This window comes from Sphingobium sp. TomTYG65 (assembly GCF_055395525.1).
On sequence record NZ_AP027330.1, the window covers coordinates 908,778 to 934,404 of the forward strand.

Genomic DNA, 25,627 nt, shown 5'->3' on the forward strand with positions numbered 1-25,627 from the left:
ATAGCGGCATCCACGCCAAGCGTCGAGCCGTCACGCTCCTAGCTTCGCCCCACGCGTTTCCGGCAGCGCTATGAGGCAGGTGAGCAGCGCGACGGCTACTACGGCGATCGTGTACCACAGACCCGCATAGGGATCGCCCGTCCGTGCTACGATATATTGGCTGACCAGCGGCAGGAAGCCGCCGAAATAACCGGTGCCGATATGATAGGGGATGGACAGCGAACTGTATCGGATACGCGCCGGGAAATATTCCGACAGCAGCGCTGCCACCGGGCCATAGGTGGCGCCAGACAATGTCCAGAGCAGCAAAAGTGCCAGGAACAGCAGCATGGCGCGCGGCCAGTCAGGCTTCACGACGCCGAAATCATAACCACGGGCGGTGAGCGCCGCGTCCAGGCCCTCCGCGCTCAGGTCGTTCACGGCCGCACCGCCTATCGTCACCGTGGGGCGATCCGCCATGGCCTTTTCATAGGGGATGCCACGCTTCGAAAAATGGTCGAGCAGCTTCCCGCAAGCGCTCGGCTGCACCTTGGCGAACGGGTCGAAGCTGCAGTCCGGCCCAGCAACCACCACCGGCGCGCGTTCTGCCGCCTGGTAGAGCGCCGGGTTCGCGACGCTGCCCATGAAATGGTAAAGCGGCATCAGCAGCAGCAGCACCAGCGCATAGCCGATAATGATCGGCTTCTTGCGGCCTACGTGGTCCGACAGCCAACCAAAGAAGATGAAGGCCCCAATGCCCGCAAAGGCGCTGCCGCCCACCAGCAATTGTGCGATGCCGGGGGACACATGCAAACCGCTCTGCAGGAAATAGAGCGCCTGAAACATCACCGTATAGGCGATGACGGTGAAACCCGCCGCGATCCCGATCATCGCGACCAGCATCCGCCGTTTATTGCCGGGATAGGTGAAGGCTTCCTTGAGCGGATTGCGTGATTGCACCCCCGCCGTCTTCATCGCGGTAAACACCGGGCTTTCCCGCAGCATCAGACGCATCCACAGCGAGACGGCGAGCAATGCGAGCGAGAAGAGGAAAGGCAGCCGCCAGCCCCAGGCGTCCCATGCTGCCTTGCCGACGATCCATTGCGTTCCAACGACCACGATCAACGACAGGATAAAGCCGCCGATCACCCCGGCCTGGATGAAGCTGGTGTAGAAGCCGCGTTTGCCGGATGGCGCATGTTCGGCGACGTAAATGGCCGCTCCGCCATATTCACCGCCCAGCGCCAACCCCTGAGCAATGCGGAGCAGAATGAGGATGATGGGCGCCGCAACCCCGATGGTCGCCGCCGAAGGCGTCAGCCCCACCCCGGCCGTAGCTCCGCCCATCAGCACGATCGTGGCCAGGAAGGTATATTTCCGCCCCAGACGGTCACCGAGATAGCCGAACAATGCTGCACCCAAAGGCCGAAAGCCGAAGCCTATTGCAAAACCAGCCAGCGAATAGAGCAGTTCAACGGTTGGATTGTCGGTGGGAAAGAAGGCGCGCCCGATGATAGGCGCAAGCACGCCATAGATGTAGAAATCATACCATTCGAACACGGTGCCGATCGCGGAAGCGGAAATGACCAGCCGGTCCCGCCTTACGTCCATGACATAGCCGCTGTCGGCTACCCCCTCGCTCATCCCGCTTCATTCCCCCTATCGTTGCAAATTCTTTTAGAGGAACGTCGGCCTTCGGCAAGGATGGATGGCTTTGCAGATGATCTTGCCTATGATAATCGAACATAATCGTTCTTTAACATAATGGAGGGGTAATTTGAGCGCGAAACAAGGCTCGCTCAGCCGCAGAGAAATCATGTCCGGCGCTGCCTCGATCACTTTGTCAGGGGCTGTTGTGGCGGGACCGGCAAAGGCGACAAGGCCTGACTCGACCGCTTCAGACTGCCCCGCGGCCCGAACCTTTCCTCCTCCAGGTTCGATCAGCAAGCCGGCGCAAGATTATCTGCGAAAAGGTGCGATGCAGCCGCCACCCAGACCTGTTCCACAGCCCGCTGACGGAGCAAGCTGGCACGCCTATATCGCCGAAGGGAACAAGTCGCTCCCGGCGGAAGCCATTTTGAAGATGCCCGGAGTGGACGTCGAGACACGGCAGATCGGTAGCGCGACCTGCTACGTAGCCACCCCGCGGAACATTTCCGATGAGCAGAGGCGGAAAGCGCATCTCAGCATTCATGGGGGCGGTTGGATATTGTTCGGCGGCCGTGCCGCCATGGCTCTGGCGAAGGTCACCGCTATGCAGTTCGGCGGCGTCACCTTTGCCGTGGATTACCGCATGCCGCCTGATCATCCCTATCCAGCTGGTCTTGATGACTGTTTCGCAGTGTATAAGGCCCTGCTGGCAGAATATGGCGCGAAGAACATCCTGGTGTCGGGCGGCTCTGCAGGCGGCAATCTCGCTGCCGCATTGATGCACAAGGTGAGAGACGCAGGCTTGGAGAAGCCCAGCGCTCTTGTCCTTGAAACTCCCGTCACTGACCTCACAAATTCCGGCGATAGCTGGAAGGTGCTGAACGGTCTCGATCCCATATTGCGGGACCCCGATGGCGTCGGTTCAACCCAACTTTACCTGAACGGCAATGACCCGCATCATCCCTATCTCTCGCCGCTATTTGGCGAGTTGGGGAGCGCCTTTCCGCCTACTCATCTCGTCACCGGGACGAGGGACCGGCTGCTGTCCGACACGGTCAGGATGCATGCTGCGCTCAGGGCCGCTGGCGTGGAGGCTGACCTCTATGTCGCCGAAGCCATGCCGCATAGCGGCTTTGGCAAACAGACCCCGGAGGATGCGGCGGTACTGGCAGACACGCGCAAATGGTTGAAGGGACGCTGGTCCGCCAGCTGATCGACTGACAATTATCTAGGATAAATCGGTGCTCCCGCCTAACAAGGCGGGAGCAGGCGACAGTCTTATTCCATTTCAAGGATGATGGCGTCCACAGGCAGGCTTTCGCCCTGCGCTGCCGACACGCTCTTCACCACGCCCGACTTTTGCGCGCGCAGGATATTTTCCATCTTCATCGCCTCGATCACGGCGAGCGGCTGACCCGCTTCGACCTTATCGCCTTCCTTCACGTGCAACGCGACCAACAGGCCCGGCATGGGGCAGATCAGGAAGCGCGACAGATCCGGCGGGATCTTTTCGACCATGTGCTTGGCGAGCGGCGCAGCATGGGCGGGCAGAATGCGCAGCTTGTGGCTCGCTCCATGAGCGGTCAGCAGGAAGCCCGCACGGACCGGCGCAATCTTCACGGCCAGCTGTTCATCACCAAATTCCGCCTCGATCAAGCGGTCGCCCGGCGTATATTCGAGCGCCATGTCGATCGCTTCGCCATCGACCGTGACATCGTCGCCGTTGATGACGACATCATGCTCAGCGTCGCCGATCTTGACCTGCCATCCGGTAGGCGCCTTCAGCTTCTTTCCAAGCTGTCCATCGATGCGGCGAGCCCTGTCAGCCTGCGCCATCGCAGCAAAAGCACCGATGGCCGAAAGGCGCTTCACCAGCGTCTCCGATGCCGGAGCCCCCGTGAAGCCCTCCGGATATTCCTCGGCAATGAAGCCGGTGGTGATGTTGCCCGAGCGGAAGCGCTCATGCTGCATCAGTGCGGAGACGAAATCGATATTGTGACCCGGCCCTTCAATCTCGAACTGGTCGAGCGCAGCGATCTGCTTGTCGATCGCTTCCAGGCGGGTCGGCGCCCAGGTGATCAGCTTGGCGATCATCGGGTCGTAGAACATCGACACTTCGCCGCCTTCGACCACGCCGTCATCGACGCGTACGCCATCGACCGCTTCAGGCGGATTGTAGCGGATCAGACGGCCTGTCGAGGGCAGGAAGCCGCGATAGGGATCTTCAGCATAGACGCGGTTCTCGATCGCCCAGCCATTGATCTTCACATCTTCCTGACGGAAGCTCAGTTCCTCGCCATTGGCGACGCGGATCATCTGCTCGACCAGATCGAGGCCGGTGATCTCTTCGGTGACCGGATGCTCCACCTGCAAGCGGGTGTTCATTTCCAGGAAGTAGAAGCCGTCCCCGGTCTTGTCCGCGCCAGACACGATCAGTTCGACCGTACCCGCGCTGAAATAGCCGACCGCGCGCGCCAGGGCGACGCACTGCTCGCCCATCTTCTTGCGCATTTCGGGGCTGACGAAGGGCGACGGCGCTTCCTCGACCACCTTCTGGTGACGGCGCTGGATCGAGCATTCGCGCTCGTTCAGATAGACGATATTGCCATGCTGATCGCCCAGGATTTGGATTTCGATGTGGCGCGGGCTTTCGATGAACTTCTCGATGAACACGCGGTCGTCGCCGAAGCTGGCGAGGCCCTCGCGCTTGGTCGCCTCGAAACCTTCACGGACGTCCTGCTCGGAATAGGCCAGGCGCATACCCTTGCCGCCGCCGCCGGCCGAAGCCTTCATCATCACGGGATAGCCGATCTCGTTGGAGATGCGGACGGCATGTTCGGTGTCCTCGATCACGCCGACATAGCCGGGGACCACGTTGACGCCAGCCGACTTGGCGAGCTTCTTGGACTCGATCTTGTCGCCCATCGCCGCGATCGCGTTGGCGGGAGGGCCGACGAAGATGATTCCCTCTGCGTCCAGCGCCTTGCGGAAGCTCTCGCGCTCCGACAGGAAGCCGTAGCCAGGGTGAACCGCGTCAGCGCCGGTCGCCTTGCAAGCCTCAATGATCTTGTCAGCCAGCAGATAGGACTGTGCAGCGGGCGGCGGGCCGAGGTGTACGGCCTCATCCGCCATCAGCACATGAGGGCTGCGCGCGTCAGCGTCCGAATAGACCGCCACGGTCTTGATGCCCATCTTCCGCGCGGTGCGGATGACGCGGCACGCGATTTCGCCACGGTTCGCGATCAGGATCTTGGTGATTGCCATCTTTATCCTTGCCCCAGTCCTATGTGCTGCCGTTCGTTGGTCACTTATGCACCGCCGTCATGCCGGACTTGATCCGGCATCCCGCTATGTTCCCATGCAACGGCAGCCAGGAAGCGGGACCCCGGATCAAGTCCGGGGTGACGGGCTTGTGCGTTGATGTCTTACTCCGCCGCCTCCAGATGCCCGTGCGGCTGCGCCATCATTGGCGTCAGCCCGAGCTTGGAAAGCAACGCGCTATCCTTGTCGTCTCCGGCATTGGCCGCAGTCAGCAGCTTGTCACCGGTGAAGATGCTGTTCGCGCCCGCCATGAAGCAGAGCGCCTGGCAGGCCTCGCTCATGCTTTCACGCCCGGCGGAGAGCCGCACCATGGATTGCGGCATGACGATCCGCGCGACCGCGACGGTGCGAACAAACTCCACCTCGTCGATCTTGGCGAGCGGCGTGTCCTTCAGCATATCGCCCAGCACGGTGCCTTCCACCGGCACCAGCGCATTGATCGGCACGCTCTCAGGATGCGGCATGGTAGCAAGCGCATGGAGGAAGCCGATGCGGTCGCTCCGTGTCTCACCCATGCCGACGATCCCGCCGCAGCAGACATTGATGCCGGCGTCGCGCACATTTTCCAGCGTCTCGATCCGGTCCTCGAAGGTCCGGGTGGTGATGACGTTGGCGTAATTTTCCGGCGAGGTGTCGATATTGTGGTTGTAATAATCGAGCCCTGCGTCGGCCAGCTGCTTCGCCTGATCGGCCGACAGCATGCCCAGCGTCATGCAGGTCTCCATGCCCATCTGGCGCACGCCCTTCACCATTTCGATGAGCTTGGGCATGTCCCGTTCCTTGGGATTGCGCCATGCCGCGCCCATGCAGAAACGACCGGAGCCATGGTCCTTCGCCTGCGCCGCCGCCTGCAGCACAGCCTGAACGTCCATCAGCTTGGTGGCCTTCAGGCCGCTTTCCGCCTCGGTTGACTGGCTGCAATAGCCGCAATCCTCCGGGCAGCCGCCGGTCTTGATCGACAGCAGGGTCGAAAGCTGCACTTCATTGCGCGGAAAGTTAGCGCGATGGATCGACTGCGCTTCGAACATCAGGTCGTTGAAAGGCAGGTCAAACAGCGCGGCGATCTCGTCGCGGCTCCAGTCGGTGCGGGCGGTAGTCTGGGTCAAGCGGCTTCCTCCAGCCCCGCGGGGGGCATGTTGTGGCCGAGGAGACGCAGCACATCGGCCGCGCACTCCACGACGTTCGAGCCAGGTCCATAAATGCCCTGCACGCCCGCGTCACGGAGATAGTCATAATCCTGCGGCGGAATGACGCCCCCAGCGATCACCTTGATGTCGTTGCGACCCTTGTCCCGAAGCTGCCTGATGAGTTCAGGAATCAGCGTCTTGTGTCCCGCAGCCAGCGAGGAAGCGCCGACGACATCGACCCCGCTCTCCAGCGCCAGCACCACCGTTTCCTCCGGCGTCTGGAACAGCGGGCCCGACACGATATCGAAGCCCATGTCCCCGAAGGCCGACGCGATCACATTGGCGCCCCGGTCGTGGCCGTCCTGTCCCATCTTGGCGATGAGTAGTTTCGGCTTGCGACCGAGGCGCCGCTCGACGGCCTGCACACCGTCAAGAACCTGTTTCCAGCGACTGTCCTGTGCATAGGGCTTGGAATAGACGCCCTTCACCGGCGTCGGCACCGTGCCGTAGCGGTTGAAGCTGTCCTCCATAGCGGACGAAATTTCACCCAACGTAGCGCGCGCGCGCGCCGCTTCCACCGCATGGGCGAGAAGATTGTTCTCGATCGACTGCGGACCGGCAGCAGCCTGACGCAGCGATTCCAGTGCAGCCTGGCACGCCGCCTCGTCACGCTCCGCCTTGACCCGGTTGATCCGGGCGATCTGCGCTTCGCGGACCTTGGTGTTGTCGACTTCCAGCGTTTCCAGCAGGTCTTCGTTGGCGAGCCGATATTTGTTGACGCCGACGATGACATCCTCGCCCCGGTCAACGCGTGCCTGACGGGCGGCGGCGGCCGTTTCGATCATCGCCTTGGGCCAGCCCGCGCCGACAGCCTTCGCCATGCCGCCTTCGGCCCCGACGCGATCGATGATCTCCTGCGCAGCATCGACCAGCTGCTGGGTCAGCGCCTCGACATAATAGCTGCCACCCAGCGGATCGACCACATTGCACATGCCGGTCTCTTCCTGGATGACGATCTGGGTGTTGCGCGCGATGCGAGCGGAGAAGTCGGTGGGCAGCGCGATAGCCTCGTCCAGCGCGTTCGTATGGAGCGACTGAGTCCCGCCCAGCATGGCCGCCATCGCTTCGATGGTGGTGCGCATGACGTTGTTATAGGGGTCCTGCTCGGTCAGCGACACGCCGGAGGTCTGGCAATGGGTGCGCAGCATTTTGGACCGTTCGTCCTTCGCGCCAAGCTTCGTCATCGCCCGATGCCACAGTACGCGCGCGGCGCGCAGCTTGGCGATCTCCATGAAGAAGTTCATGCCGATAGCGAAGAAGAAGCTCAGCCGCCCGGCGAACTTGTCGATGTCGAGGCCCGAAGCGACGCCATATTTCACATATTCGATGCCGTCAGCGATCGTGAAGGCCAGCTCCTGAACCTGCGTCGCGCCCGCTTCCTGCATATGGTAGCCGGAGATGGAGATGCTGTTGAACTTGGGCATCTCGCGGCTGGTATAGCCGAAAATATCCGAGATGATCCGCATCGATGGTTCAGGCGGATAGATATAGGTGTTACGGACCATGAACTCCTTCAGAATGTCATTCTGAATGGTCCCGTCGAGCAGCTTGCGCTCGACCCCCTGCTCCTCGCCCGCGACGATGAAGAAAGCCAGGATCGGGATCACCGCGCCGTTCATGGTCATGGACACGGACATCTGGTCGAGCGGGATGCCGTCGAACAGGATCTTCATGTCTTCGATCGTGTCGATCGCCACGCCCGCCTTGCCGACGTCACCGACGACGCGCGGGTGATCGCTGTCATAGCCGCGATGAGTGGCGAGGTCGAAAGCAACGGAAAGCCCCTTCTGCCCCGCAGCAAGATTGCGGCGGTAGAAGGCGTTGGATTCCTCGGCAGTCGAAAAGCCGGCATATTGGCGGATCGTCCAGGGACGCCCTGCATACATCGACGCTTTGACGCCGCGCGTGAAGGGCGCGAAGCCGGGCAGGCCGGGATCGACGGTCACGTCCTCGGCCGTGTAGAGCGGCTTCACCGTGATCCCTTCCGGGGTCTCCCAGTTCAGATTCTTGCCCTTCACCTCCTTGGCGGCGGCGGCGGCCCACTGATCCAGCGTCGGCTTCTCGGTCATACCTATCATCCTACCCATTCGTCATGCCGGACTTGATCCGGCATCCCGCTTCCCTCGCGAGCGGGACGTAAACAGCGGGACCCCGGACCAAGTCCGGAGTGACGAAACTCAATGCGCCTCTTTCGGCGTCTCCATGATCTCGGTCAGCACCCCGTTCATATCCTTGGGGTGGACGAAGAAGATCAACGTCCCATGCGCCCCGATACGCGGTTCACCGAGTACCTTCTTGCCCAGCCCCTCGAACCACGCCTTGGCTTCATAAATATCGGGCACTTCATAGCACATGTGATGCTGCCCGCCCGCCGGGTTCTTGGCGATAAAGCCATGAATGGGCGAGTTTTCGCCCAGCGGCTCGATCAGCTCGATCTGCGTGCCTTCGGTCCCATTCACGCCCGGCGTATCAACGAAGCACACCTTCACGCCCTGCGCGGGCAGGTCGAAAGGCTCATGCGTCAGCGTAGCGCCCATGACATCGCGATAATAAGCCAGCGACGCTTCCAACGAAGGCGTCGCCACGCCGATATGATTCAAGCGACCAAGCTTCATGACAGCCAATCCTTACAGCGGAATATTGTCGTGCTTCTTCCACGGATTCTCCAGGCTCTTGTTGCGCAGCTTGCGCAGGCCAAGAGCAATCCGCTTGCGGGTCGAATGTGGCTGGATCACCTCGTCGATGAAGCCCTTGCTCGCTGCGACGAAGGGGTTGGCGAAGCGGTCTTCATATTCCTTCGTCCGATCCGCGATTTCTTCCGGCGTCTTGCCGCGGAAGATGATCTCCACAGCGCCCTTCGCGCCCATCACCGCGATTTCAGCGGTCGGCCAGGCATAGTTGAGGTCGCCGCGCAGATGCTTGGAGGACATAACGTCATAAGCGCCGCCATAGGCTTTGCGGGTAATCACGGTGATCTTCGGCACGGTCGCTTCGGCATAAGCGAAGAGCAGCTTCGCGCCATGCTTGATGATGCCCGAATGCTCCTGCGCCGTACCCGGGAGGAAGCCTGGCACATCGACGAAGGTCACGATGGGGATCTCGAACGCATCGCAGAAGCGGACGAAACGGCCCGCCTTCTTGGACGAGTTGATATCCAGCACGCCCGCCAGGACCATCGGCTGGTTCGCGATGATGCCGACCGTCTTGCCCTCGACCCGGCCAAAACCGCAGATGATGTTGCCCGCATGCGCCGGCTGCACCTCGAAGAAGTCGCCTTCGTCGATGACCTTCCGGATCAGCTCATGCATATCATAGGGCTGGTTCGCATTGGCAGGAATCAGCGTGTCCAGGCTTTCTTCGACGCGATCCCACGGATCGGCGCTCGGACGCTCCGGCACCGGCTCCTTGTTCGACGCAGGCAGGAAATCGACGAAATCACGAACCGAAAGCAGCGCCTCGATATCATTTTCAAACGCCAGGTCCGCCACGCCCGACTTGGTCGTGTGCGTGACCGCGCCGCCCAGCTCTTCCTGCGTCACGATCTCGTTCGTAACGGTCTTCACGACATCAGGGCCGGTCACGAACATGAAGCTCGAATCCTTCACCATGAAGATGAAGTCGGTCATTGCGGGCGAATAGACAGCGCCGCCTGCGCATGGGCCCATGATCACGCTGATCTGCGGCACGACGCCCGATGCCAGCACGTTGCGCTGGAAGATTTCGGCATAGCCCGCCAGCGAAGCCACGCCTTCCTGAATGCGCGCGCCGCCGGAGTCGTTAAGGCCGATCACGGGAGCGCCGACCTTCATCGCCATGTCCATGATCTTGCAGATCTTCATGGCGTGCCGTTCGGACACCGCGCCGCCATAGACGGTGAAGTCCTGGCTGAAGACGAAGACCAGGCGGCCGTTGATCGTGCCCGATCCGGTGACGACGCCGTCGCCCGGAATATGCTGCTCGTCCATGCCGAAGTCGATGCAGTTATGCTCGACATACATATCGACTTCTTCGAAGCTGTCTTCGTCCAGCAGGACCTCAAGCCGCTCCCGCGCCGTCAGCTTGCCCTTGGCATGCTGGGCGTCGATGCGGCGCTGGCCGCCACCCAGGCGCGCGGCTTCGCGCTTGGCTTCCAGCTGTTCGATAATGGCGAGCTTCGACATATAGAATATCTCTCCGGTGACGGCACGGATGGCTATGTTCGCCCCTTTCCCATCTTTCACGCTTTTCGCAAATGCAAATTTGCCAATTTGCAAATCACCACTTCGCAAATTATGGGCGGGGAATGGCAAGAGGCAATCGCATATTCGCAGGTCCACGGCTACGCCAGCTTCGTTTGGATCACCGGATGGACCAGGCCACCATGGCGCAGGCGCTCGGCATTTCGGTCTCCTATCTCAGTCAGCTGGAAAATGACGATCGCCCCCTGACCGCCAAGGTGAAGGCCGCAGTTGCCAGCGCCTTCCCTACCGATTGGGCGAGTTTCGACAGCCGCGAAGAGGAGCAACTGCTGGGCGCCTTCACCTATGCGCTCGCCCATCCCGAACTGCCCGGCCCGGCCATGGAGCCTGAGCGGATCGAAAAGCTGCACCTCCAGTTTCCCGAGTTCGCCGCCCGCTATATCGATCTCTACAACGCCCATATGCGCGCCAATGAGCGGATCAACATGATCGAGGAGGCGATCGCCAACGATCATGAGGTGCAGGCGCGTCTCCCTTGGGAAGCGGCGCGGGACTGGTTCCACGAAGCCGGCAACTATGTCCATGCGCTCGACTGCCTGGCCGAGGACATGGCGAAGAGCTTCACTGCGGGGCAGGCGCTCGACGAGGGTATGCTGGTAGAGGCGCTGGCGCGGCGGCATGGCATCGAAACGCTGATCGCCGACACGCCGGATTCCGCTTTGCGCGCCTATTCGTCCAGCGACCGCAGACTGTTCATCAATGCCGCGCTGCCGACCGAAAGCCGCAAATTCATGCTGGCCCATCAGCTCATGATGCTGGAGGGACAGGCCGTCATCGCCGATGTCGTCAATCGCGCTGCGCTTCCGGTCGAGGGCGCCGATCGCTTGCTGACGATCGGGCTTGGCAATTATGCTGCGGGCGCGCTGCTCATGCCCTACGCCGAATTCCGCGAAGCTGCGCGCGCTGTCCGCCATGACATAGATCGTCTCGCCCGCCGGTTCGGGGTCAGCTTCGAACAGGCATGCCATCGCCTTTCGACGCTCCAGCGGCCGGGGCTGCGCGGCATCCCCTTCTTCTTCTGCCGCGTTGATATGGCAGGCAACATCACCAAGCGGCACAGCGCGACCCGGCTCCAATTCGCCCGCTTCGGCGGCGCGTGCCCCTTGTGGAACGTGCATGAGGCGGTCGCCATCCCCGACCGTATCAACGTACAGCTCGGGGAGACGCCCGATGGCGTGCGCTATGTTTCCATGGCGAAGGGACTGGTGAAACCTTCAGGCAGCTATTCGCGTACGCCCCGCCGCTATGCCGTCGTACTGGGCTGCGAAGTCGCCCATGCCGCGAACTTCGTCTATGCGGACGGCCTGCAACTGGAGATGGAGGGGGCGGCGACGCCGATCGGCATCACTTGCCGCCTCTGCTCACGCCAGGGATGCGACCAGCGTGCCTTTCCCCCCGCCGATCGCCCGATCCGCGTCGATCCGGACAATCGGCAGATCGTCCCCTATTGGATAGGCTGAACGGCAACTGGGCAGTCCCAGCTTGGGGAAACTGGCCCTGTCGCTCGTTTCCTCACACGCTTAATCTGGACATATGAGCGACGATATTTTCTTGGGCGGCGATATTCTTACGGATTTGAAGGACAGCGGTTTCGCCCACGTGGATGGGTGTGACATGCGCGCCCTGCTAGGCTCTGACAACTTGGCGTGGTGCGCCTTTGCCGATAGCTGGAATGACCTTGGCCCTGACCTCTACATGGCCGACGGCGGTCGTTACCGGCGGCGGCGGCATGCTGCGTTGCTGTGCCAGAACGGCCGGTTCGTCCGTAAACCACATCAGCCCCATTTCCAGAGCCGCGACTATAATCCGCTGAACGGAGACGTGCAGCGCTGGTTCGAAGAGGTGCATCAGGAAACGGTGGACAATCCTGTCATGCAGGCCGTCTTCGCCTTTTGCGCGGACAGCTTCGGAGCGACCGGCGCCACGCCCTGGCACGTTGAAATGCACCAGTTCCGCATCGAAACGCAGGAAGGCCAAATCGGCCGCCCTACCCCGGAGGGCCTGCACCGCGACGGTGTTGATTGGGTGTTCGTCATGCTGATCGAACGCCGCAACGTTCGCGAAGGCGTGACCCGCATCGGCGCGCCGGACGGAACAGCGCTCGGCGAATTCACGCTCGCTCAACCGGGCGACACGGTGCTGATCGACGACCGCCGCATTCTTCACGGCGTTACCGAAATCCACGCCGTCGATCCCGACCTACCCGCCTGGCGCGACGCGCTGGTCGTGACGTTCGTCGCGGAGAGCTGAACCTCCCATCCCCGTTCGCGTCGAACGAACGAGGGCCAGCATCACTTCAGCAGCACTAACTCTTCCGCCATGCTCGGATGCAGCGCGACCGTATCGTCAAACTGCTGCTTGGTAAGCCCGGCCTTCACCGCGATTGCCGCCGCCTGCAAAATCTCCGGCGCGTCCGGACCGATCATGTGCAACCCCACGACGCGATTGGTCGTGGCATCGACCACCATCTTGTAAAGCGCCCGCTCCTCTCGCCCGGCCAGCACATTCTTCATCGGCCGGAAGTCGGACGTATAGACCTTGACCGTGCCAAGCTTGTTCTTCGCCTGCGCCTCGGTCAGGCCAACGCCAGCCAGCGGCGGGTGGCTGAACACGGCGGAAGGCACGCAGTCATAATCCACCGTCCGCGGATTGTCGCCGAACACCGTATCGGCAAAGGCATGCCCCTCGCGGATCGCAACCGGCGTCAGTTGCAGGCGGTTGGTGACGTCGCCCACCGCATAGATGCTCTCGCAACTGGTGCGGCTATAGTCATCGACCTTGATCGCGCCCTTGTCGTCCAGTTCAACGCCCGCACTCTCAAGCCCCAATCCCTCGACATGAGGCTGCCGTCCGGTCGCGAACATGATCGTGTCGCAAGGTATGGGATCGCCATTGCTGAAATGCATGCACAGCGTTCCATCCACATTTTTCTCGATCCGCTCCATCTGCGCATTGAAGCGGAAGACGATGCCTTTCATCGTCGAAATCTGCATCAGCCGGTCGCGGATCTGCTCATCATAGCCGCGCAGCAGCGTCGCCGACCTATTGACGATGGTCACATGGCTACCGAATTCGTTGAAGATTCCCGCAAATTCATTGGCGATATAGCCGCCGCCGACGATGATGATGCGCTTGGGTGCGTCCTCCAGGTGGAAGGCTTCGTTGGAAGTGATGCCATGCTCCGCTCCCTCCATCTCAGGGATGGCAGGCCATGCGCCGGTCGCGACGAGGATATATTTGGCGCTCACCTCGCGCCCGCTCGCCAGCTTCACGCTATGCGGCCCAGTGATGGTCGCGCGGTCCGAAATCAGTTCGACCTTGTGGCTCTCAAGCGTGTTCCTGTAGAGCCCCTCCAGCCGGTCGACATCGGCCAGCACATTGTCGCGCAGCACTTTCCATTCGAAATCGCAATCGGGCACATTCCAGCCAAAGCGCCGTGCATCCTTCAGGTCCTCCGCGAAGTGCGCGCCATAAATGAGCAGCTTCTTGGGCACGCATCCGCGAATGACGCAGGTGCCCCCGACCCGATATTCCTCCGCGACCGCAACCTTCGCCCCGTGCGCGGCCGCAACGCGCGATGCGCGAACGCCGCCTGATCCCGCACCGATGACGAAAAGGTCGAAATCATAGTCGCTCATGCCGGTCTCCCTCTGGATGTGGCGGGATATGGCGGGAGACCGGCCGAGATACAATCATCTAAGCCCCAAGAGCTTCTTAGAACTTACGCCACGCCCAGCGCCAGATCGATCAACGCCATCGTCGAGGGATCAAATCCCTTCGCCCCTTCGGCTTCGATCGACTTCGCAATCTCCTTGCCAAGCTCCACGCCGAACTGGTCGAACGGGTTGATGCCCATCAGCACCGCGTTGGCGAAGGTCCGATGCTCGTAAAAGGCGATCAGCGCGCCCAGGGCATCCGGCGTCACGTCATTCAGCAGAATGGTCGTCGAAGGCCGATTGCCGGGATAAGCCCGCGCCGGATCAGCCTCATTTTCCTTCCCCCGCATGAGCGCTGCGCCCTGCGCAAAGCAGTTCACCAGCAGCGCCCGGTGATGCGCAGGATCGAGCGCGTGTCCCGGCTCGATCGAAGCGACGAACTCCACCGGCGTCAGGATCGTGCCCTGGTGCAGCAACTGGAACACCGCATGCTGCGCGTCCGTGCCTACTCCGCCCCAGGTGATGGGCGCGCTCGGCCCGTCGAGCGGCTTGCCGTCGCGCGTAACGCTCTTGCCATTGCTCTCCATCTCCAGCTGCTGGAGGTAGGATGGGAGCAGCCTCAACCGCTCGTCATAGGCGAACAGCGCCCGCGTCTGGCACCCGAGCACCCGCGCATAATATTGATCGACGAAGGCCGCGATCAGCGGTGCGTTCTGCGCCGGATCGGACAGGCGGAAATGCCGGTCCATGGCCGCCGCGCCCTCCAGCAGGCTTTCAAACGCGTCCCAGCCCAGAGCCAGCGCCGCCGGAAAGCCGATCGACGACCAAAGCGAATAGCGACCGCCAACGCTCTCGGCGAACGGCAGGATGCGCGTTTCATCCACGCCCCATTCGATCGCCTTATCCGGGCTCGCCGTCAGCGCAATGACCTTGCCGTAGGGATCTTCGACGCCCGCCTCGACCAGCCAGTTGATGGCGCTCGCGGCGTTGAGCATTGTTTCGGTGGTGGTGAAGGTCTTGGACGCCACCGCGATCAACGTCGCCTCGGGATCAAAGCGGGAAATCGCCCGCTCCAGCGCCGTGCCGTCGACGTTGGACACGATCGCGACGTCATAGCGCGCTCCGTCGCCGCCCAGCGCATCGACGATCAGGTCGGGACCCAACGCGGAGCCGCCAATGCCGATATGCAGGATATGGCGGATCGGCCCCAAAGCCTCGCCTTCGATCGCATCGATCAGCGCGCGCATCCTGGCGTGCAGCATCTTGGCGCGGGAGACGCTTTGCGCATTGCCCTCTCCCCGCTCAGCGGGATGTTCGGCGGCACGGCCTTCGCTGTTGTTGATCGGCTCACCCGCGAAAAAGGCGTCGCGCCACCGGGCGAAGTCCATTTCCTCCGCCAGCTTGAGGAACCCATTCAAGGTTTCGCTCGTCAAATGGGTCTTGGACCAGTCAAAGCGGAGCGGCCCCTGTGTCAGCGTGAATTTGCTCAGCCGGTTCGGGTCCGCCGAGAAAATGGACTTCAACTCGGGCTGCGGGAGGGCGGCAATGGCCTCCAGTGCAGGGCTGGACATGAAAGGGTAAATCCTCTTTTCCGTTGATCGATACCGACGCTGCACCTGTCGATTCTCTTCTTCTTACTCAAGCGTAACGGCCAATGCACCGCCCCACGCGCTTGACGGCAGGTTTCCAACGCAGCAAAAGCCGCAGCGGCCTGTTTTCAAGGCAAATCGAAGGACTAGACGAACAGGCATGAGCGCAAAATCGGAAACGCGGGACTTCATCTGGTTCCTCGCAAAGCTGGCGGTCTTCGTCTTCATTCTGCGCAGCTTCATCGTCTCTCCGTTCAATATCCCGTCTGAATCGATGCAGCCGCGCCTGCTGATCGGCGATTATCTGCTCGTCGCCAAATGGCCCTATGGCTATTCGCGCTACTCCCTGCCCTTCAACCTGCCGCTCATTCCTGGCCGCATTCTCGCCTCCACGCCGAAGCGCGGCGATGTCGTGGTGTTCAAGGCGCCACCGAGCCAGAAGAACGACTATATCAAGCGCGTGATCGGCTTGCCCGGCGACATGATCTCCGTGCGCGGCGGCACCGTGTATCTGAACGGCCAGGCGATCCCGAAGCAGCGGGTTGCCGATCTGGTCATTCCGGTCACGCCCAACATGCTGGACGCCGCTGCCAAGGAAGGCAGCCCTTCCCCCTGCTATCGTCCGAAGTTTGAGGAAGAGGCGCCCGGCGGTGGCCGCCAGTGCCGCTATCCCCAATATCGCGAAACCCTGCCCGGCGGCAAAAGCTACAATGTTCTAGACCTAGTGCCCGATGGTGCTGCGGACGATCGCGACACCGTACTTGTGCCTGAAGGCCATCTCTTCATGATGGGCGACAATCGCGACCGCAGCGCCGACAGCCGCTTCCCCGCGGTCGAGGGCGGCGGCATCGGCCTGGTTCCGGAAGAAAATCTGGTGGGCAAGGCCATGATTTCGGTCTTCTCCACCGATGGCAGCGCAAACTGGCTGCTCCCCTGGACCTGGTTCACCGCAGCGCGCTGGGACCGGATCGGGGAAGGCTTTTGAGCAAGCCCGACACGGCAGGCTGGCTCGCCGCGTTGATCGGGCGAGCGCCGAAGGACGCCGTGCCTTTCCAGCAAGCGCTGACCCATGGCAGCGCAAACGCCGTCAATTATGAGCGGCTGGAATTTTTGGGCGACCGGGTGCTCGGCCTGATCATGGCCGAATGGGTCTATGACCGCTTCGCCGGAGAGCCGGAGGGAAAGCTTTCCCGGCGTTTCAACGCGCTTGTGTCCGGCGAAACCTGCGCCGAGGTAGCGCGGGCGGCCGGTGTGCCGACCCATCTCGTTCTCGGCAAGCAAGCCCGCGATGACGGCGCGGCCGACAGCGACAATGTGCTGGGCGACGTCATGGAGGCGCTAATCGGCGCGCTCTATCTCGAAGCCGGCCTGGAGGAGTCTCGCACGCTCGTCCGCCGCCTATGGGCCAACCGCGTTGACACCCAGGAAAGCGCGCCCAAACACCCCAAGTCCGCCCTACAGGAATGGGCCGCCGCCAACCGCCGCAAGCCCCCCGAATATGCCCTCACCGACCGATCCGGCCCCCATCATGCGCTGAAGTTCACCGTCACGGTCAGCATCAAAGGCGCAGGCGAAGCGAGCGCAACCGGCGGGTCGAAGCAGGAAGCAGAGACCGCAGCGGCCAAGGCGCTGCTGGAGAAATTGTCCGGCTGAGTCGCTTCCTCTGCCGACACCAATCCCCTATCGTGATCCCGGGCTTGAGCCCGGATCACGCCTCCCTCCGGCCGAGGAAGGAAAAAACGGGACCTCGGCTTCCGCCAGGATGACTAAACGAACGCGCGAACGGAATAGGTTTGGAACAGAATATCGATAATCAACGCTGCGGCGTCATCGCCATCGTAGGCGCTCCCAACGCGGGCAAATCCACGCTGGTCAATGCGCTGGTCGGCCAGAAGGTGGCCATCACCAGTCCCAAGGCGCAGACAACCCGCACCCGCGTCATGGGCGTCGCGATCGAAGATGACGCGCAGATCGTCCTGGTCGATACGCCCGGCATCTTCCAGCCCAAGCGCCGCCTAGACCGCGCCATGGTGCAGGCCGCCTGGGGCGGTGCCCAGGGGGCGGACCTCATCGCGCTCATCGTCGATGGGAAGGCGGGCCTTGGCCCCAAGATGGAGCCGATCGTAGAGGCGCTGACCCATCGGCCGGAGCGCAAATGGTTGATCCTCAACAAGGTCGACATCGCCATCAAGGAAAAGCTGCTGGTCCACACCCAGAAGCTCTACGAACGAATCGGCTTTGAAGAGACCTTCTTCATTTCCGCGGCAACTGGTGACGGCCTTGCCGAACTCAAAACCGCCTTCGCCAATGCCATGCCGGAAGGCCCCTGGCATTTTCCCGAAGATCAGGTGTCCGACGCCACCGATCGCATGCTAGCGGCAGAGATCACGCGCGAGCAGCTCTACCACCAGCTTCACGCCGAATTGCCCTATGCCGCCGCCGTGGACACAGAACAATATAAGGAGCGCGAGGACGGCTCGGTCGAAATCCACCAGCAAATCCTGGTCGGCCGCTCGAGCCAGCGCGCCATCGTCCTAGGCAAGGGCGGCCAGCGCCTCAAGGAAATCGGTTCGAAAGCGCGCGCCGAACTGGCGAACCTGCTAGGCGTCAAGGTCCACCTCTACCTCCACGTCAAGGTGAAGGAAGATTGGGAGGACGACCGCTTCATCTATCGCGACATCGGGTTGGATTGGGTGGAGTAACCTCCACCCCCGCCTTACTGCTTTACCGCCCTCTATCGCGCCATCCCCCCCCCCCGTTCGGGCTGAGCTTGTCGAAGCTCCTCCCTTCATCTCGGGAGAAAAGGAAGCGCCGCGACCAGCTGAGGGTCACTGGAGCCGAGCGGATTACTCCGCTGCCTCGGCCTTCTTCTTGGCAGGTGCCTTCTTCGCAGCAGGCTTCTTGGCCGCCGCCTTCTTAGGCGCGGCTTTCTTCTTTCCCTTCTTCGCCGGAGCCGCAGCAGCCCGCGCGTCGATCAGTTGCGCCGCTTCCTCCAGCGTCAAAGCCTCCTGCTCGACCGTCTTGGGCAGCGTCGCATTGGTGGTGCCGTCGGTCACATAAGGTCCATAGCGCCCCGCCATCAGCTTGATATCGGCCTCTGTGCGCGGATGCTTGCCCAGAACCTTTAGCGGCTCGCGAGAGGAAGAGCCCCGCCCGCCCTTGTTCGCCGCGTCAGCCAGCTTCGCGACGGCGCTGTTCATGCCCACCTCGAAAATCTCCGCGGTAGAAGACAGCCGCCCATATTTGCCGTCATGCAGCAGATAAGGCCCGAAGCGCCCAATGTTGGCCACGATCGGCTTGCCCGTCTCAGGATGCAGCCCGACTTCACGCGGCAAGCTGAGCAGCTTCACCGCCCAATCCAGCGTCAGCTCGCCATCGGGCAGGTCCTTGGGGATCGACCCTCGCTTTGCCTCCTTGCCCTCGCCCATCTCGATATAGGGACCAAAGCGGCCTGACTTCTTGACGATGTCCTGCCCGGTCTCAGGATGCTGCCCCAGCACCTCCGGCCCCGTATCCTCACCTTCCTTGCCACCCGGCTGCCCGAACTTGCGCGTATATTTGCATTCCGGATAATTGGAGCAGGCGATGAAAGCACCGAACCGTCCGCCACGCAGCGACAGCTGTCCATCGCCACAGAGCGGACAGGCGCGCGGGTTGGACCCGTCCGCCTTGGGGGGAAAGAGCATCGGCTCCAGGAACTTGTCCAGCTCGGCCGTGATGTCGGACGGCTTCTGCTCCATCACCTCGGCGGTCTTGGGCTTGAAGTCGCGCCAGAAGGCTTCCAGCACCGCCTGCCACTGCGCACGGCCGCCGGAAATATCGTCCAGTTCCTCCTCCAGCCCCGCCGTGAAGTCATAGGACACATAGCGTTCGAAGAAGCGTTCCAGGAAGGCCGTCACCAGCCGCCCACTCTCCTCGGCGAAGAAGCGGTTCTTCTCGATCCGCACATAGTCGCGGTCCTTCAGCACCTGAAGCGTCGAGGCATAGGTGGACGGACGCCCGATCCCCAGCTCCTCCAGCTTCTTGACCAGCGAAGCTTCCGAATAGCGCGGCGGCGGCTGGGTGAAATGCTGCTCGGCCGTCACCTTCTTCTTGGCCGGAGCATCGCCCTCAGCCATCCGCGGCAGCAGCTTGCTGTCGTCATCCTCGCTGTCGTCACGCCCCTCTTCATAGAGCGCGAGGAAGCCGGGGAAAATCACCACCTGACCCGTGGCGCGCAGAGCATGCTGGCCGGTGCCATCCACCAGGTCGACGGTCGTCCGCTCCAGCCGCGCCGAAGCCATCTGGCTCGCCAGCGCGCGCTTGAAGATCAGGTCGTAAAGCCGCGCATGATCGCCCGAACCCACCTTGTCCCGCGAAAACTCGGTCGGACGGATCGCCTCATGCGCTTCCTGCGCATTTTTGGCCTTGGTCTGATATTGGCGCGGCTTTTCGGGCAGATACCCCCCGTCATAGCGCTCCGCGATCGCCTTACGCGCTGCGGAAATGGCGCTGCCGTCCATCTGCACGCCGTCGGTACGCATGTAGGTGATCGCGCCGTCCTCATAAAGCTGCTGCGCGATCCGCATGGTGTGGCTGGCGGAAAAGCCGAGCTTACGCGCCGCTTCCTGCTGCAGGGTCGAAGTCGTGAACGGCGGCGGAGGGTTGCGCGAAACGGGCTTCGTCTCGACCTTCTCGACGGTGAAGCGTCCGGCCTCCACGTCCGCCTTCGCGGCCATGGCGTCACCTTCCTTCCCGATGGTCAGGCGGTCGATCTTTTCGCCCTTCCAGCGCACCAGACGGGCGGTGAAGCCCTGCCCGCCCTGCTCCATCTCGGCCGCGACCGACCAATATTCCTGAGCGACGAAGCTTTCGATCTCGCGCTCGCGATCAACGACCAGCCGCAGAGCCACCGACTGCACACGCCCAGCCGATTTGGCGCCGGGCAGCTTGCGCCACAACACGGGCGAGAGCGTAAAGCCCACCAGATAGTCGAGCGCCCGTCGTGCCCGGTAGGCGTCGATCAGATCCTCGTCCAACGCGCGGGGCTGCGCCATCGCTTCGGTCACCGCCTGTTTGGTGATCGCGTTGAACGTCACGCGATCGACCTTCTGCGGCAGCGCCTTCTTGGCGCGCAGCACTTCCTGCACGTGCCAGCTGATCGCCTCCCCCTCGCGATCAGGGTCAGTCGCCAGGATCAGGCGTGACGCCTTCTTGGCCTCATCGGCGATCGCTTTGAGCTGCTTGCCCTTGTCGCCATAATTTTCCCAACTCATGGCAAAGCCATTGTCGGGATCCACCGATCCATCCTTGGCGGGCAGGTCGCGGATATGGCCATAACTGGCCAGAACGTGGAAATCCCCGCCCAGATATTTCTCGATGGTCTTCGCCTTGGCCGGCGATTCAACGATGACAAGCTGCATTAATGCCCCGGTTTTTTGAGTGCTCTCACGTACACGCGCGAGTCTGGAAGGCGGTGGCGGTCTCCGTCAAGACCATCACGACAGGCTTACTTTACCGCCTGCATGCCGCTCAAGCCGCGCCGCCAGCTCCAGTTCCAGCAGCACGGTCTGGACGATAGCAGGACTGAGGCCCGAAAGCCGGATAATCTCATCCACCGGCGCCGGCGCATGACCGAGCAGCCCCAGCACAGCCTCCCGATCTCGCCCCGCGACATCGGACGAAACCGGTTCGCCAGCAAAGTCCAGCTTGCCCTGCCGCACCATCCGGCCATCGATCCCGCCAATCGCCTCGATCACATCCGCGCCATTCTGCACCAGCGTCGCGCCTTCGCGGATCAGCTGGTTGCATCCCTGCGCGCGTGGATCGGCTGGCGACCCCGGCACAGCCATGACCTCGCGCCCCGCCTCCACCGCCAGGCGCGCGGTAATTAGCGAACCAGATCGCGGCGCAGCCTCTACCACCACCGTTCCCGCAGCCAGCCCTGCGATAATGCGATTGCGTGCGGGAAAGTGCCGCGCAAGCGGCTGGATGCCCGAAGGATGCTCCGTCACCAGCAGCCCTTCGTTCGCCACCTGCTCCTGCAAATCGCCATTTTCTGGCGGAAACACCACATCCAGCCCGCAGGCAATAACCGCGATGGTGCCGGTCGCCACCGACCCCTGATGCGCAGCCGTATCAATTCCCCGCGCCAGTCCGGATACCACGACAGCGCCCTGCTGCCCCAGCTCCTGCGCAAGCGTCCTCGCAAAGCGACAAGCCGCCGCCGAAGCATTGCGCGCGCCCACCAACGCCACGCATTGCCGCGCCGTCAGCGCCACATCTCCCCGCACGATGAGCGCCGGAGGCGCGCCCTCCATTTGCTCCAGCAGGAAAGGATAATCCTTGTCGCCCATCAGTAGATAGCGCGCGCCCAAGGCCTTGCTGCGCGCAACCTCATGCTCGATGGCCGCGGCATCCGCTACACTGGCCTTGCCCCCGCCACGCGCCGCCAGTTCAGGCACCGCGCGCAGAGCATCGCCCGCCTTGCCGAAACGCGCCATCAGCTGCCGGAAGGTGACCGGACCGATACGGGGCGAACGGATCAGGCGCAGGCGATCGAACCGATCCTGCTCACTCACCCCTTCGACGCCCCGATCTTGGGTTCAGTCCCCTTGACAAGCCGCGCGATATTCGCCCGGTGCCGCCACAGCAGGATCAGCGCCAGCCCCAGCGTCACTGGAACCAGGTCGATCCGGCCCATGAACCACAACGCAATCGGCGCACTGATCCCCGCAGCCATGCCGCCGACCGACGACCATCGTGTCCCGAACAGCGTCCCCAGCCATACCAGGGCAAAGACGATTCCGGCGGGCCAATGTAAAGCCGTTACTACGCCCATCATTGTCGCGACGCCCTTGCCGCCAGAAAAGCGCAGCCAGATCGGATAGCAATGGCCGATAAAGGCCATTGCGCCCGCCATGGGCCCGCCGCCATCAACCAACGCCGCGCCGATCAGCACCGCCGCAGCCCCCTTCAGCAGGTCGAGCAGCAGCGTCGCGGCCGCGAGTCCCTTGCGCCCAGTGCGCAGCACATTGGTCGCGCCGATATTGCCCGACCCGATCTTGCGCAGGTCGCCCGCACCGGTGAAGCGCGTCAGTAGCAGACCGAAGGGGATCGAGCCCAGCAGATAGGAAATCAGCAGGACGAAAGCGGGAAGTAGCCAGGGAGGGTTCATGATCTCGCCGAATTGATTGCGGCGCGACCATAGCGTTCCGGCGGCCCGGGGCAATGCCAAAGGCGCAATCATCTCACCGCGACAAAACTCAACAGCTTGCCTGTTGCCGAGCCCCCTTGCGATGGTTAATCTAGGATAGAATGGTCGCCCGCGCAGTCGCGTACAAAAGTGCTCAAAAAATGCATATCGATGACGATCCCGCTATCGAGCAAAAGCGCGCGGATGCACGCCAGCGCCGGCTCCTCAAGGCACATATGCTTCACCCGCGTCACGGCAGGATCGACATCCTCGTGCGCGATGTGTCCGCACATGGGATAGGCGGCAAATGCGACATGGATCTGATGGCGGGGGAGGCGGTCACCATCTGCCTGCCCGCTCACCATCCCGTGCCCGGCCGCATCGCCTGGTGTGCACGGCGCGCGTTCGGCGTTCAGTTGGATGGTGGCATTGATCCCATCCTGGTTCGCAGTGCCTCCGAATCCGCGTCCCAACCCTATCAGCCACCGGAAAGCGCTATGCCTGCAGGCGATTTCAAGCGTCCAGGATTCGGACGGAACAGAAGAAGCTGATCTGGCCTCATCCACCCCAAGGCGCCTGTTGACAGCCTTTCTCTCTCCCGCGACATGTGCCCCATAATGAAAGTCGCCCCATCCGCCCCCCTGCTATTCTTCGATTCCGGTGTAGGCGGGCTCTCCATTCTCGCTCCCGCCCGCGCAGCGCTGCCGAACGCGCCGGTCGTATATGCCGCTGACAGCGCGGGCTTCCCCTATGGCACGAAGAGCGAGGCGGAAATCGCCGCCCGCGTCCCCGCCCTGCTCGGCCGCCTCGTCGAACGCTATCGCCCTCGTCTGGCTGTGATCGCCTGCAATACGGCTTCCACGATTGCCCTTTCGGCGGTCCGCGCTGCGCTCGATATCCCCGTCGTCGGCACCGTTCCGGCGATCAAGCCTGCTGCGCTTCTTTCCAAAAGCCGGGTCTTCGGCGTCCTCGGCACCGACGCGACCGTTCGCCAGCCCTATGTTGACCGTCTGACGGCGGAGTTCGGTGCTGATTGCACCGTGCTGCGCCACGGGTCGGCGGCCCTCGTCCAACTGGCCGAAGCCAAGCTGCGCGGCGAGACGCTAGACCCAAAAATCGCGCGCGACGCTCTGGCGGGGCTGATCGATCAGCCCGGTGGGGATCATATGGACACGGTCGTGCTTGCCTGCACCCATTTCCCGTTGGTGGAGGCTGAACTGGCCGCCGCCGCGCCGCAACCACTTACGTTCGTGCATGGCGGAGAAGGCATCGCCCGGCGCATCGCATACCTGACCCAGGGACAGGAATGGCCGGCGTCCCGTCCATTGGGCAAAGCCGTCTTCACCCGCCTCGACAATAGCGTCGCAACCCTCGCACCGGCCCTGGCCGACTTCGGCCTGACCCAGATGGAAGCATTGTGACGGGGTAGGACCTTTAGTCCAATCAAACTTCCTCTATCATTGTGATAGGTATTTCTCCCTAACTCTGCGAACGGTTATCGCTGGTAATAGCGCGCCGCAGCAGGTAAACGCACCGCCGGAAGGATGCGGGCCACAAGGGACTGGGCGTTACGTGAACTACAAGCATATCTTCGCACAAGCGATCGACCGGCTGCACAGCGAAGGCCGTTACCGCGTGTTCATCGATATCCTCCGGAACAAGGGCGCCTTCCCCAATGCGCGCTGCTTCCACGGCCATAACGGTCCCAAGCCGATCACGGTCTGGTGTTCCAACGACTATCTCGCCATGGGTCAGCATCCCAAGGTCGTCGCCGCTATGGAAGAGGCGCTGCACGATGTCGGCGCTGGTTCGGGCGGCACCCGCAATATCGGCGGCAACACCCATTATCATGTCGATCTGGAAGCTGAACTCGCCGATCTGCATGGCAAGGAAGCGGCGCTGCTCTTCACCTCGGGCTATGTCTCGAACGAAGCGACCCTTTCGACTCTTGCCAAGCTGCTGCCGGGCTGCATCGTCTTTTCCGACGAGCTGAACCACGCCTCGATGATCGCGGGCATCCGCAATTCGGGCTGCGAAAAGCGCGTCTTCCGCCACAATGACGTCGATCATCTGCGGGAGCTTCTCGCCGCCGAAGATCCCGACACCCCCAAGCTGATCGCTTTTGAAAGCGTCTATTCGATGGACGGCGACGTCGCCCCCATCGCCGCGATCTGCGACCTGGCCGACGAATATAATGCGCTCACCTATCTCGACGAAGTTCATGCGGTCGGCATGTATGGCGCGCACGGCGGCGGCATCTCCGAGCGGGACGAAGTCGCCCACCGCCTGACCATCATCGAAGGCACGCTGGGTAAGGCATTCGGCGTCATGGGCGGCTATATCGCGGCCGACCAGATGATCGTCGATGTGATCCGCAGCTATGCGCCGGGCTTCATCTTCACCACCTCGCTCTCGCCAGTTCTCGTCGCGGGCGTCCTCGCAAGCGTGCGCCACTTGAAGCAATCGAACGAAGAGCGCGAAGGTCAACAGGCCGCCGCCGCGACGCTCAAGCGCCTGATGGCCGAAGCGGGCCTGCCCGTCATGCCGTCCGTCACGCACATCGTCCCGCTGATGGTGGGTGACCCGGTCAAGGCCAAGCGGATCAGCGACATATTGCTCGCCGAATATGGCGCTTATGTGCAGCCCATCAACTATCCCACCGTCCCGCGCGGCACGGAACGCCTGCGCTTCACGCCCGGCCCGGCGCATAGCGTGGAAATGATGCAGGACCTAGTCTCTGCACTCGTCGAAATCTGGGACCGCCTGGAACTGGAAATCAGGAAGGCAGCCTAACATCGTCATCCCAGCGCAAGCTGGGATCTTGGGAGGCTAT

Annotated in this window: 21 protein-coding genes; 8 read left to right on the top strand and 13 right to left on the bottom strand. The window is 62.4% G+C overall.

All coding sequences use genetic code 11. The features are described from left to right. Positions 1 to 30: 30 nt before the first annotated feature. Entirely contained in the window at positions 31 to 1,623 is a 1,593-nt protein-coding gene (locus tag ACZ5Y5_RS04535; RefSeq protein ID WP_464809995.1) for an MFS transporter, read from the bottom strand. Between the two features lie 33 nt (positions 1,624 to 1,656). Then, positions 1,657 to 1,926 (bottom strand): hypothetical protein, encoded by a 270-nt coding sequence (locus ACZ5Y5_RS04540; protein WP_464809996.1) that lies wholly within the window; start codon positions 1,924 to 1,926, stop codon positions 1,657 to 1,659. Between the two features lie 31 nt (positions 1,927 to 1,957). Between ACZ5Y5_RS04540 and ACZ5Y5_RS04545 the strand changes: the two genes are divergently transcribed. Beyond that, on the top strand, positions 1,958 to 2,842 hold the full coding sequence (locus ACZ5Y5_RS04545; RefSeq protein ID WP_464809997.1) for an alpha/beta hydrolase: 885 nt from the start codon (positions 1,958 to 1,960) through the stop codon (positions 2,840 to 2,842). A gap of 65 nt (positions 2,843 to 2,907) precedes the next feature. On the opposite strand, the gene ACZ5Y5_RS04550 is transcribed toward ACZ5Y5_RS04545, so the two are convergent. The 5 genes from ACZ5Y5_RS04550 to ACZ5Y5_RS04570 form a co-directional block, all read right to left on the bottom strand. Further along, a complete protein-coding gene (locus ACZ5Y5_RS04550) occupies positions 2,908 to 4,893 on the bottom strand; it encodes an acetyl-CoA carboxylase biotin carboxylase subunit (protein WP_464809998.1) in 1,986 nt (661 codons plus the stop codon). A 161-nt stretch (positions 4,894 to 5,054) separates the two neighbouring features. Then, on the bottom strand, positions 5,055 to 6,056 hold the full coding sequence (bioB, locus tag ACZ5Y5_RS04555) for a biotin synthase BioB (RefSeq protein ID WP_464809999.1): 1,002 nt from the start codon (positions 6,054 to 6,056) through the stop codon (positions 5,055 to 5,057). Then, a complete protein-coding gene (scpA, locus tag ACZ5Y5_RS04560) occupies positions 6,053 to 8,206 on the bottom strand; it encodes a methylmalonyl-CoA mutase (protein ID WP_464810000.1) in 2,154 nt (717 codons plus the stop codon). Before scpA ends, bioB begins: the two co-directional genes overlap by 4 nt. A gap of 108 nt (positions 8,207 to 8,314) precedes the next feature. Beyond that, the gene (gene mce, locus ACZ5Y5_RS04565; RefSeq protein WP_464810001.1) at positions 8,315 to 8,752 is read right to left on the bottom strand and encodes a methylmalonyl-CoA epimerase; all 438 of its coding nucleotides are present in this window, start codon (positions 8,750 to 8,752) and stop codon (positions 8,315 to 8,317) included. Positions 8,753 to 8,764: 12 nt separating this feature from the next. After that, positions 8,765 to 10,297, bottom strand: a complete 1,533-nt coding sequence (locus ACZ5Y5_RS04570; protein ID WP_464810470.1) for an acyl-CoA carboxylase subunit beta — start codon at positions 10,295 to 10,297, stop codon at positions 8,765 to 8,767. A 122-nt stretch (positions 10,298 to 10,419) separates the two neighbouring features. Here ACZ5Y5_RS04570 and ACZ5Y5_RS04575 point away from each other — a divergent pair, with 122 nt between their 5' ends. Then, entirely contained in the window at positions 10,420 to 11,835 is a 1,416-nt protein-coding gene (locus ACZ5Y5_RS04575; RefSeq protein WP_464810002.1) for a helix-turn-helix domain-containing protein, read from the top strand. A gap of 73 nt (positions 11,836 to 11,908) precedes the next feature. Then, positions 11,909 to 12,625 carry a 2OG-Fe dioxygenase family protein gene (locus tag ACZ5Y5_RS04580; RefSeq protein WP_464810003.1) on the top strand — a complete coding sequence of 239 codons (717 nt, stop codon included), beginning with the start codon at positions 11,909 to 11,911 and terminating at the stop codon, positions 12,623 to 12,625. Between the two features lie 41 nt (positions 12,626 to 12,666). Here the strand turns inward: ACZ5Y5_RS04580 and gor are convergent, their stop codons facing one another. Both gor and pgi read right to left on the bottom strand, forming a co-directional pair. Further along, on the bottom strand, positions 12,667 to 14,013 hold the full coding sequence (gor, locus tag ACZ5Y5_RS04585) for a glutathione-disulfide reductase (RefSeq protein ID WP_464810004.1): 1,347 nt from the start codon (positions 14,011 to 14,013) through the stop codon (positions 12,667 to 12,669). 83 nt (positions 14,014 to 14,096) lie between these two features. After that, positions 14,097 to 15,602, bottom strand: a complete 1,506-nt coding sequence (gene pgi / locus ACZ5Y5_RS04590; protein ID WP_464810005.1) for a glucose-6-phosphate isomerase — start codon at positions 15,600 to 15,602, stop codon at positions 14,097 to 14,099. 178 nt (positions 15,603 to 15,780) lie between these two features. Here pgi and lepB point away from each other — a divergent pair, with 178 nt between their 5' ends. The 3 genes from lepB to era all read left to right on the top strand — a co-directional run bounded on the left by lepB (position 15,781) and on the right by era (position 18,322). Beyond that, positions 15,781 to 16,605 carry a signal peptidase I gene (gene lepB, locus ACZ5Y5_RS04595; RefSeq protein WP_464810006.1) on the top strand — a complete coding sequence of 275 codons (825 nt, stop codon included), beginning with the start codon at positions 15,781 to 15,783 and terminating at the stop codon, positions 16,603 to 16,605. After that, on the top strand, positions 16,602 to 17,273 hold the full coding sequence (rnc, locus tag ACZ5Y5_RS04600) for a ribonuclease III (protein WP_464810007.1): 672 nt from the start codon (positions 16,602 to 16,604) through the stop codon (positions 17,271 to 17,273). The genes lepB and rnc overlap by 4 nt, the downstream gene beginning before the upstream one ends. A gap of 140 nt (positions 17,274 to 17,413) precedes the next feature. After that, on the top strand, positions 17,414 to 18,322 hold the full coding sequence (gene era, locus ACZ5Y5_RS04605) for a GTPase Era (RefSeq protein ID WP_464810008.1): 909 nt from the start codon (positions 17,414 to 17,416) through the stop codon (positions 18,320 to 18,322). 144 nt (positions 18,323 to 18,466) lie between these two features. On the opposite strand, the gene topA is transcribed toward era, so the two are convergent. The 4 genes from topA to ACZ5Y5_RS04625 form a co-directional block, all read right to left on the bottom strand. Beyond that, positions 18,467 to 21,022 (bottom strand): type I DNA topoisomerase, encoded by a 2,556-nt coding sequence (gene topA / locus ACZ5Y5_RS04610; RefSeq protein WP_464810009.1) that lies wholly within the window; start codon positions 21,020 to 21,022, stop codon positions 18,467 to 18,469. A gap of 75 nt (positions 21,023 to 21,097) precedes the next feature. Continuing rightward, positions 21,098 to 22,180, bottom strand: coding sequence for a DNA-processing protein DprA (gene dprA, locus ACZ5Y5_RS04615; protein ID WP_464810010.1), 1,083 nt, complete (start codon positions 22,178 to 22,180; stop codon positions 21,098 to 21,100). Further along, positions 22,177 to 22,776 carry a glycerol-3-phosphate 1-O-acyltransferase PlsY gene (gene plsY, locus ACZ5Y5_RS04620; RefSeq protein ID WP_464810011.1) on the bottom strand — a complete coding sequence of 200 codons (600 nt, stop codon included), beginning with the start codon at positions 22,774 to 22,776 and terminating at the stop codon, positions 22,177 to 22,179. The genes dprA and plsY overlap by 4 nt, the downstream gene beginning before the upstream one ends. A gap of 125 nt (positions 22,777 to 22,901) precedes the next feature. Next, entirely contained in the window at positions 22,902 to 23,360 is a 459-nt protein-coding gene (locus tag ACZ5Y5_RS04625) for a hypothetical protein (RefSeq protein WP_464810012.1), read from the bottom strand. Between the two features lie 51 nt (positions 23,361 to 23,411). Here ACZ5Y5_RS04625 and murI point away from each other — a divergent pair, with 51 nt between their 5' ends. Then, positions 23,412 to 24,215 carry a glutamate racemase gene (gene murI / locus ACZ5Y5_RS04630; RefSeq protein WP_464810013.1) on the top strand — a complete coding sequence of 268 codons (804 nt, stop codon included), beginning with the start codon at positions 23,412 to 23,414 and terminating at the stop codon, positions 24,213 to 24,215. A 151-nt stretch (positions 24,216 to 24,366) separates the two neighbouring features. Then, entirely contained in the window at positions 24,367 to 25,587 is a 1,221-nt protein-coding gene (hemA, locus tag ACZ5Y5_RS04635; protein ID WP_464810014.1) for a 5-aminolevulinate synthase, read from the top strand. The last annotated feature ends 40 nt before the right edge of the window (positions 25,588 to 25,627 follow it).

Bases quoted from the DNA above. Each gene is read 5' to 3' on its own strand.
- ACZ5Y5_RS04535 (WP_464809995.1), bottom strand. From the start codon at position 1,623: ATGAGCGAGGGGGTAGCCGACAGCGGCTATGTCATGGACGTAAGGCGG.
- ACZ5Y5_RS04545 (WP_464809997.1), top strand. From the start codon at position 1,958: ATGCAGCCGCCACCCAGACCTGTTCCACAGCCCGCTGACGGAGCAAGC.
- ACZ5Y5_RS04550 (WP_464809998.1), bottom strand. From the start codon at position 4,893: ATGGCAATCACCAAGATCCTGATCGCGAACCGTGGCGAAATCGCGTGC.
- scpA (WP_464810000.1), bottom strand. From the start codon at position 8,206: ATGACCGAGAAGCCGACGCTGGATCAGTGGGCCGCCGCCGCCGCCAAG.
- mce (WP_464810001.1), bottom strand. From the start codon at position 8,752: ATGAAGCTTGGTCGCTTGAATCATATCGGCGTGGCGACGCCTTCGTTG.
- ACZ5Y5_RS04570 (WP_464810470.1), bottom strand. From the start codon at position 10,297: ATGTCGAAGCTCGCCATTATCGAACAGCTGGAAGCCAAGCGCGAAGCC.
- ACZ5Y5_RS04575 (WP_464810002.1), top strand. From the start codon at position 10,420: ATGGCAAGAGGCAATCGCATATTCGCAGGTCCACGGCTACGCCAGCTT.
- ACZ5Y5_RS04580 (WP_464810003.1), top strand. From the start codon at position 11,909: ATGAGCGACGATATTTTCTTGGGCGGCGATATTCTTACGGATTTGAAG.
- gor (WP_464810004.1), bottom strand. From the start codon at position 14,013: ATGAGCGACTATGATTTCGACCTTTTCGTCATCGGTGCGGGATCAGGC.
- pgi (WP_464810005.1), bottom strand. From the start codon at position 15,602: ATGTCCAGCCCTGCACTGGAGGCCATTGCCGCCCTCCCGCAGCCCGAG.
- lepB (WP_464810006.1), top strand. From the start codon at position 15,781: ATGAGCGCAAAATCGGAAACGCGGGACTTCATCTGGTTCCTCGCAAAG.
- topA (WP_464810009.1), bottom strand. From the start codon at position 21,022: ATGCAGCTTGTCATCGTTGAATCGCCGGCCAAGGCGAAGACCATCGAG.
- plsY (WP_464810011.1), bottom strand. From the start codon at position 22,776: ATGAACCCTCCCTGGCTACTTCCCGCTTTCGTCCTGCTGATTTCCTAT.
- murI (WP_464810013.1), top strand. From the start codon at position 23,412: ATGAAAGTCGCCCCATCCGCCCCCCTGCTATTCTTCGATTCCGGTGTA.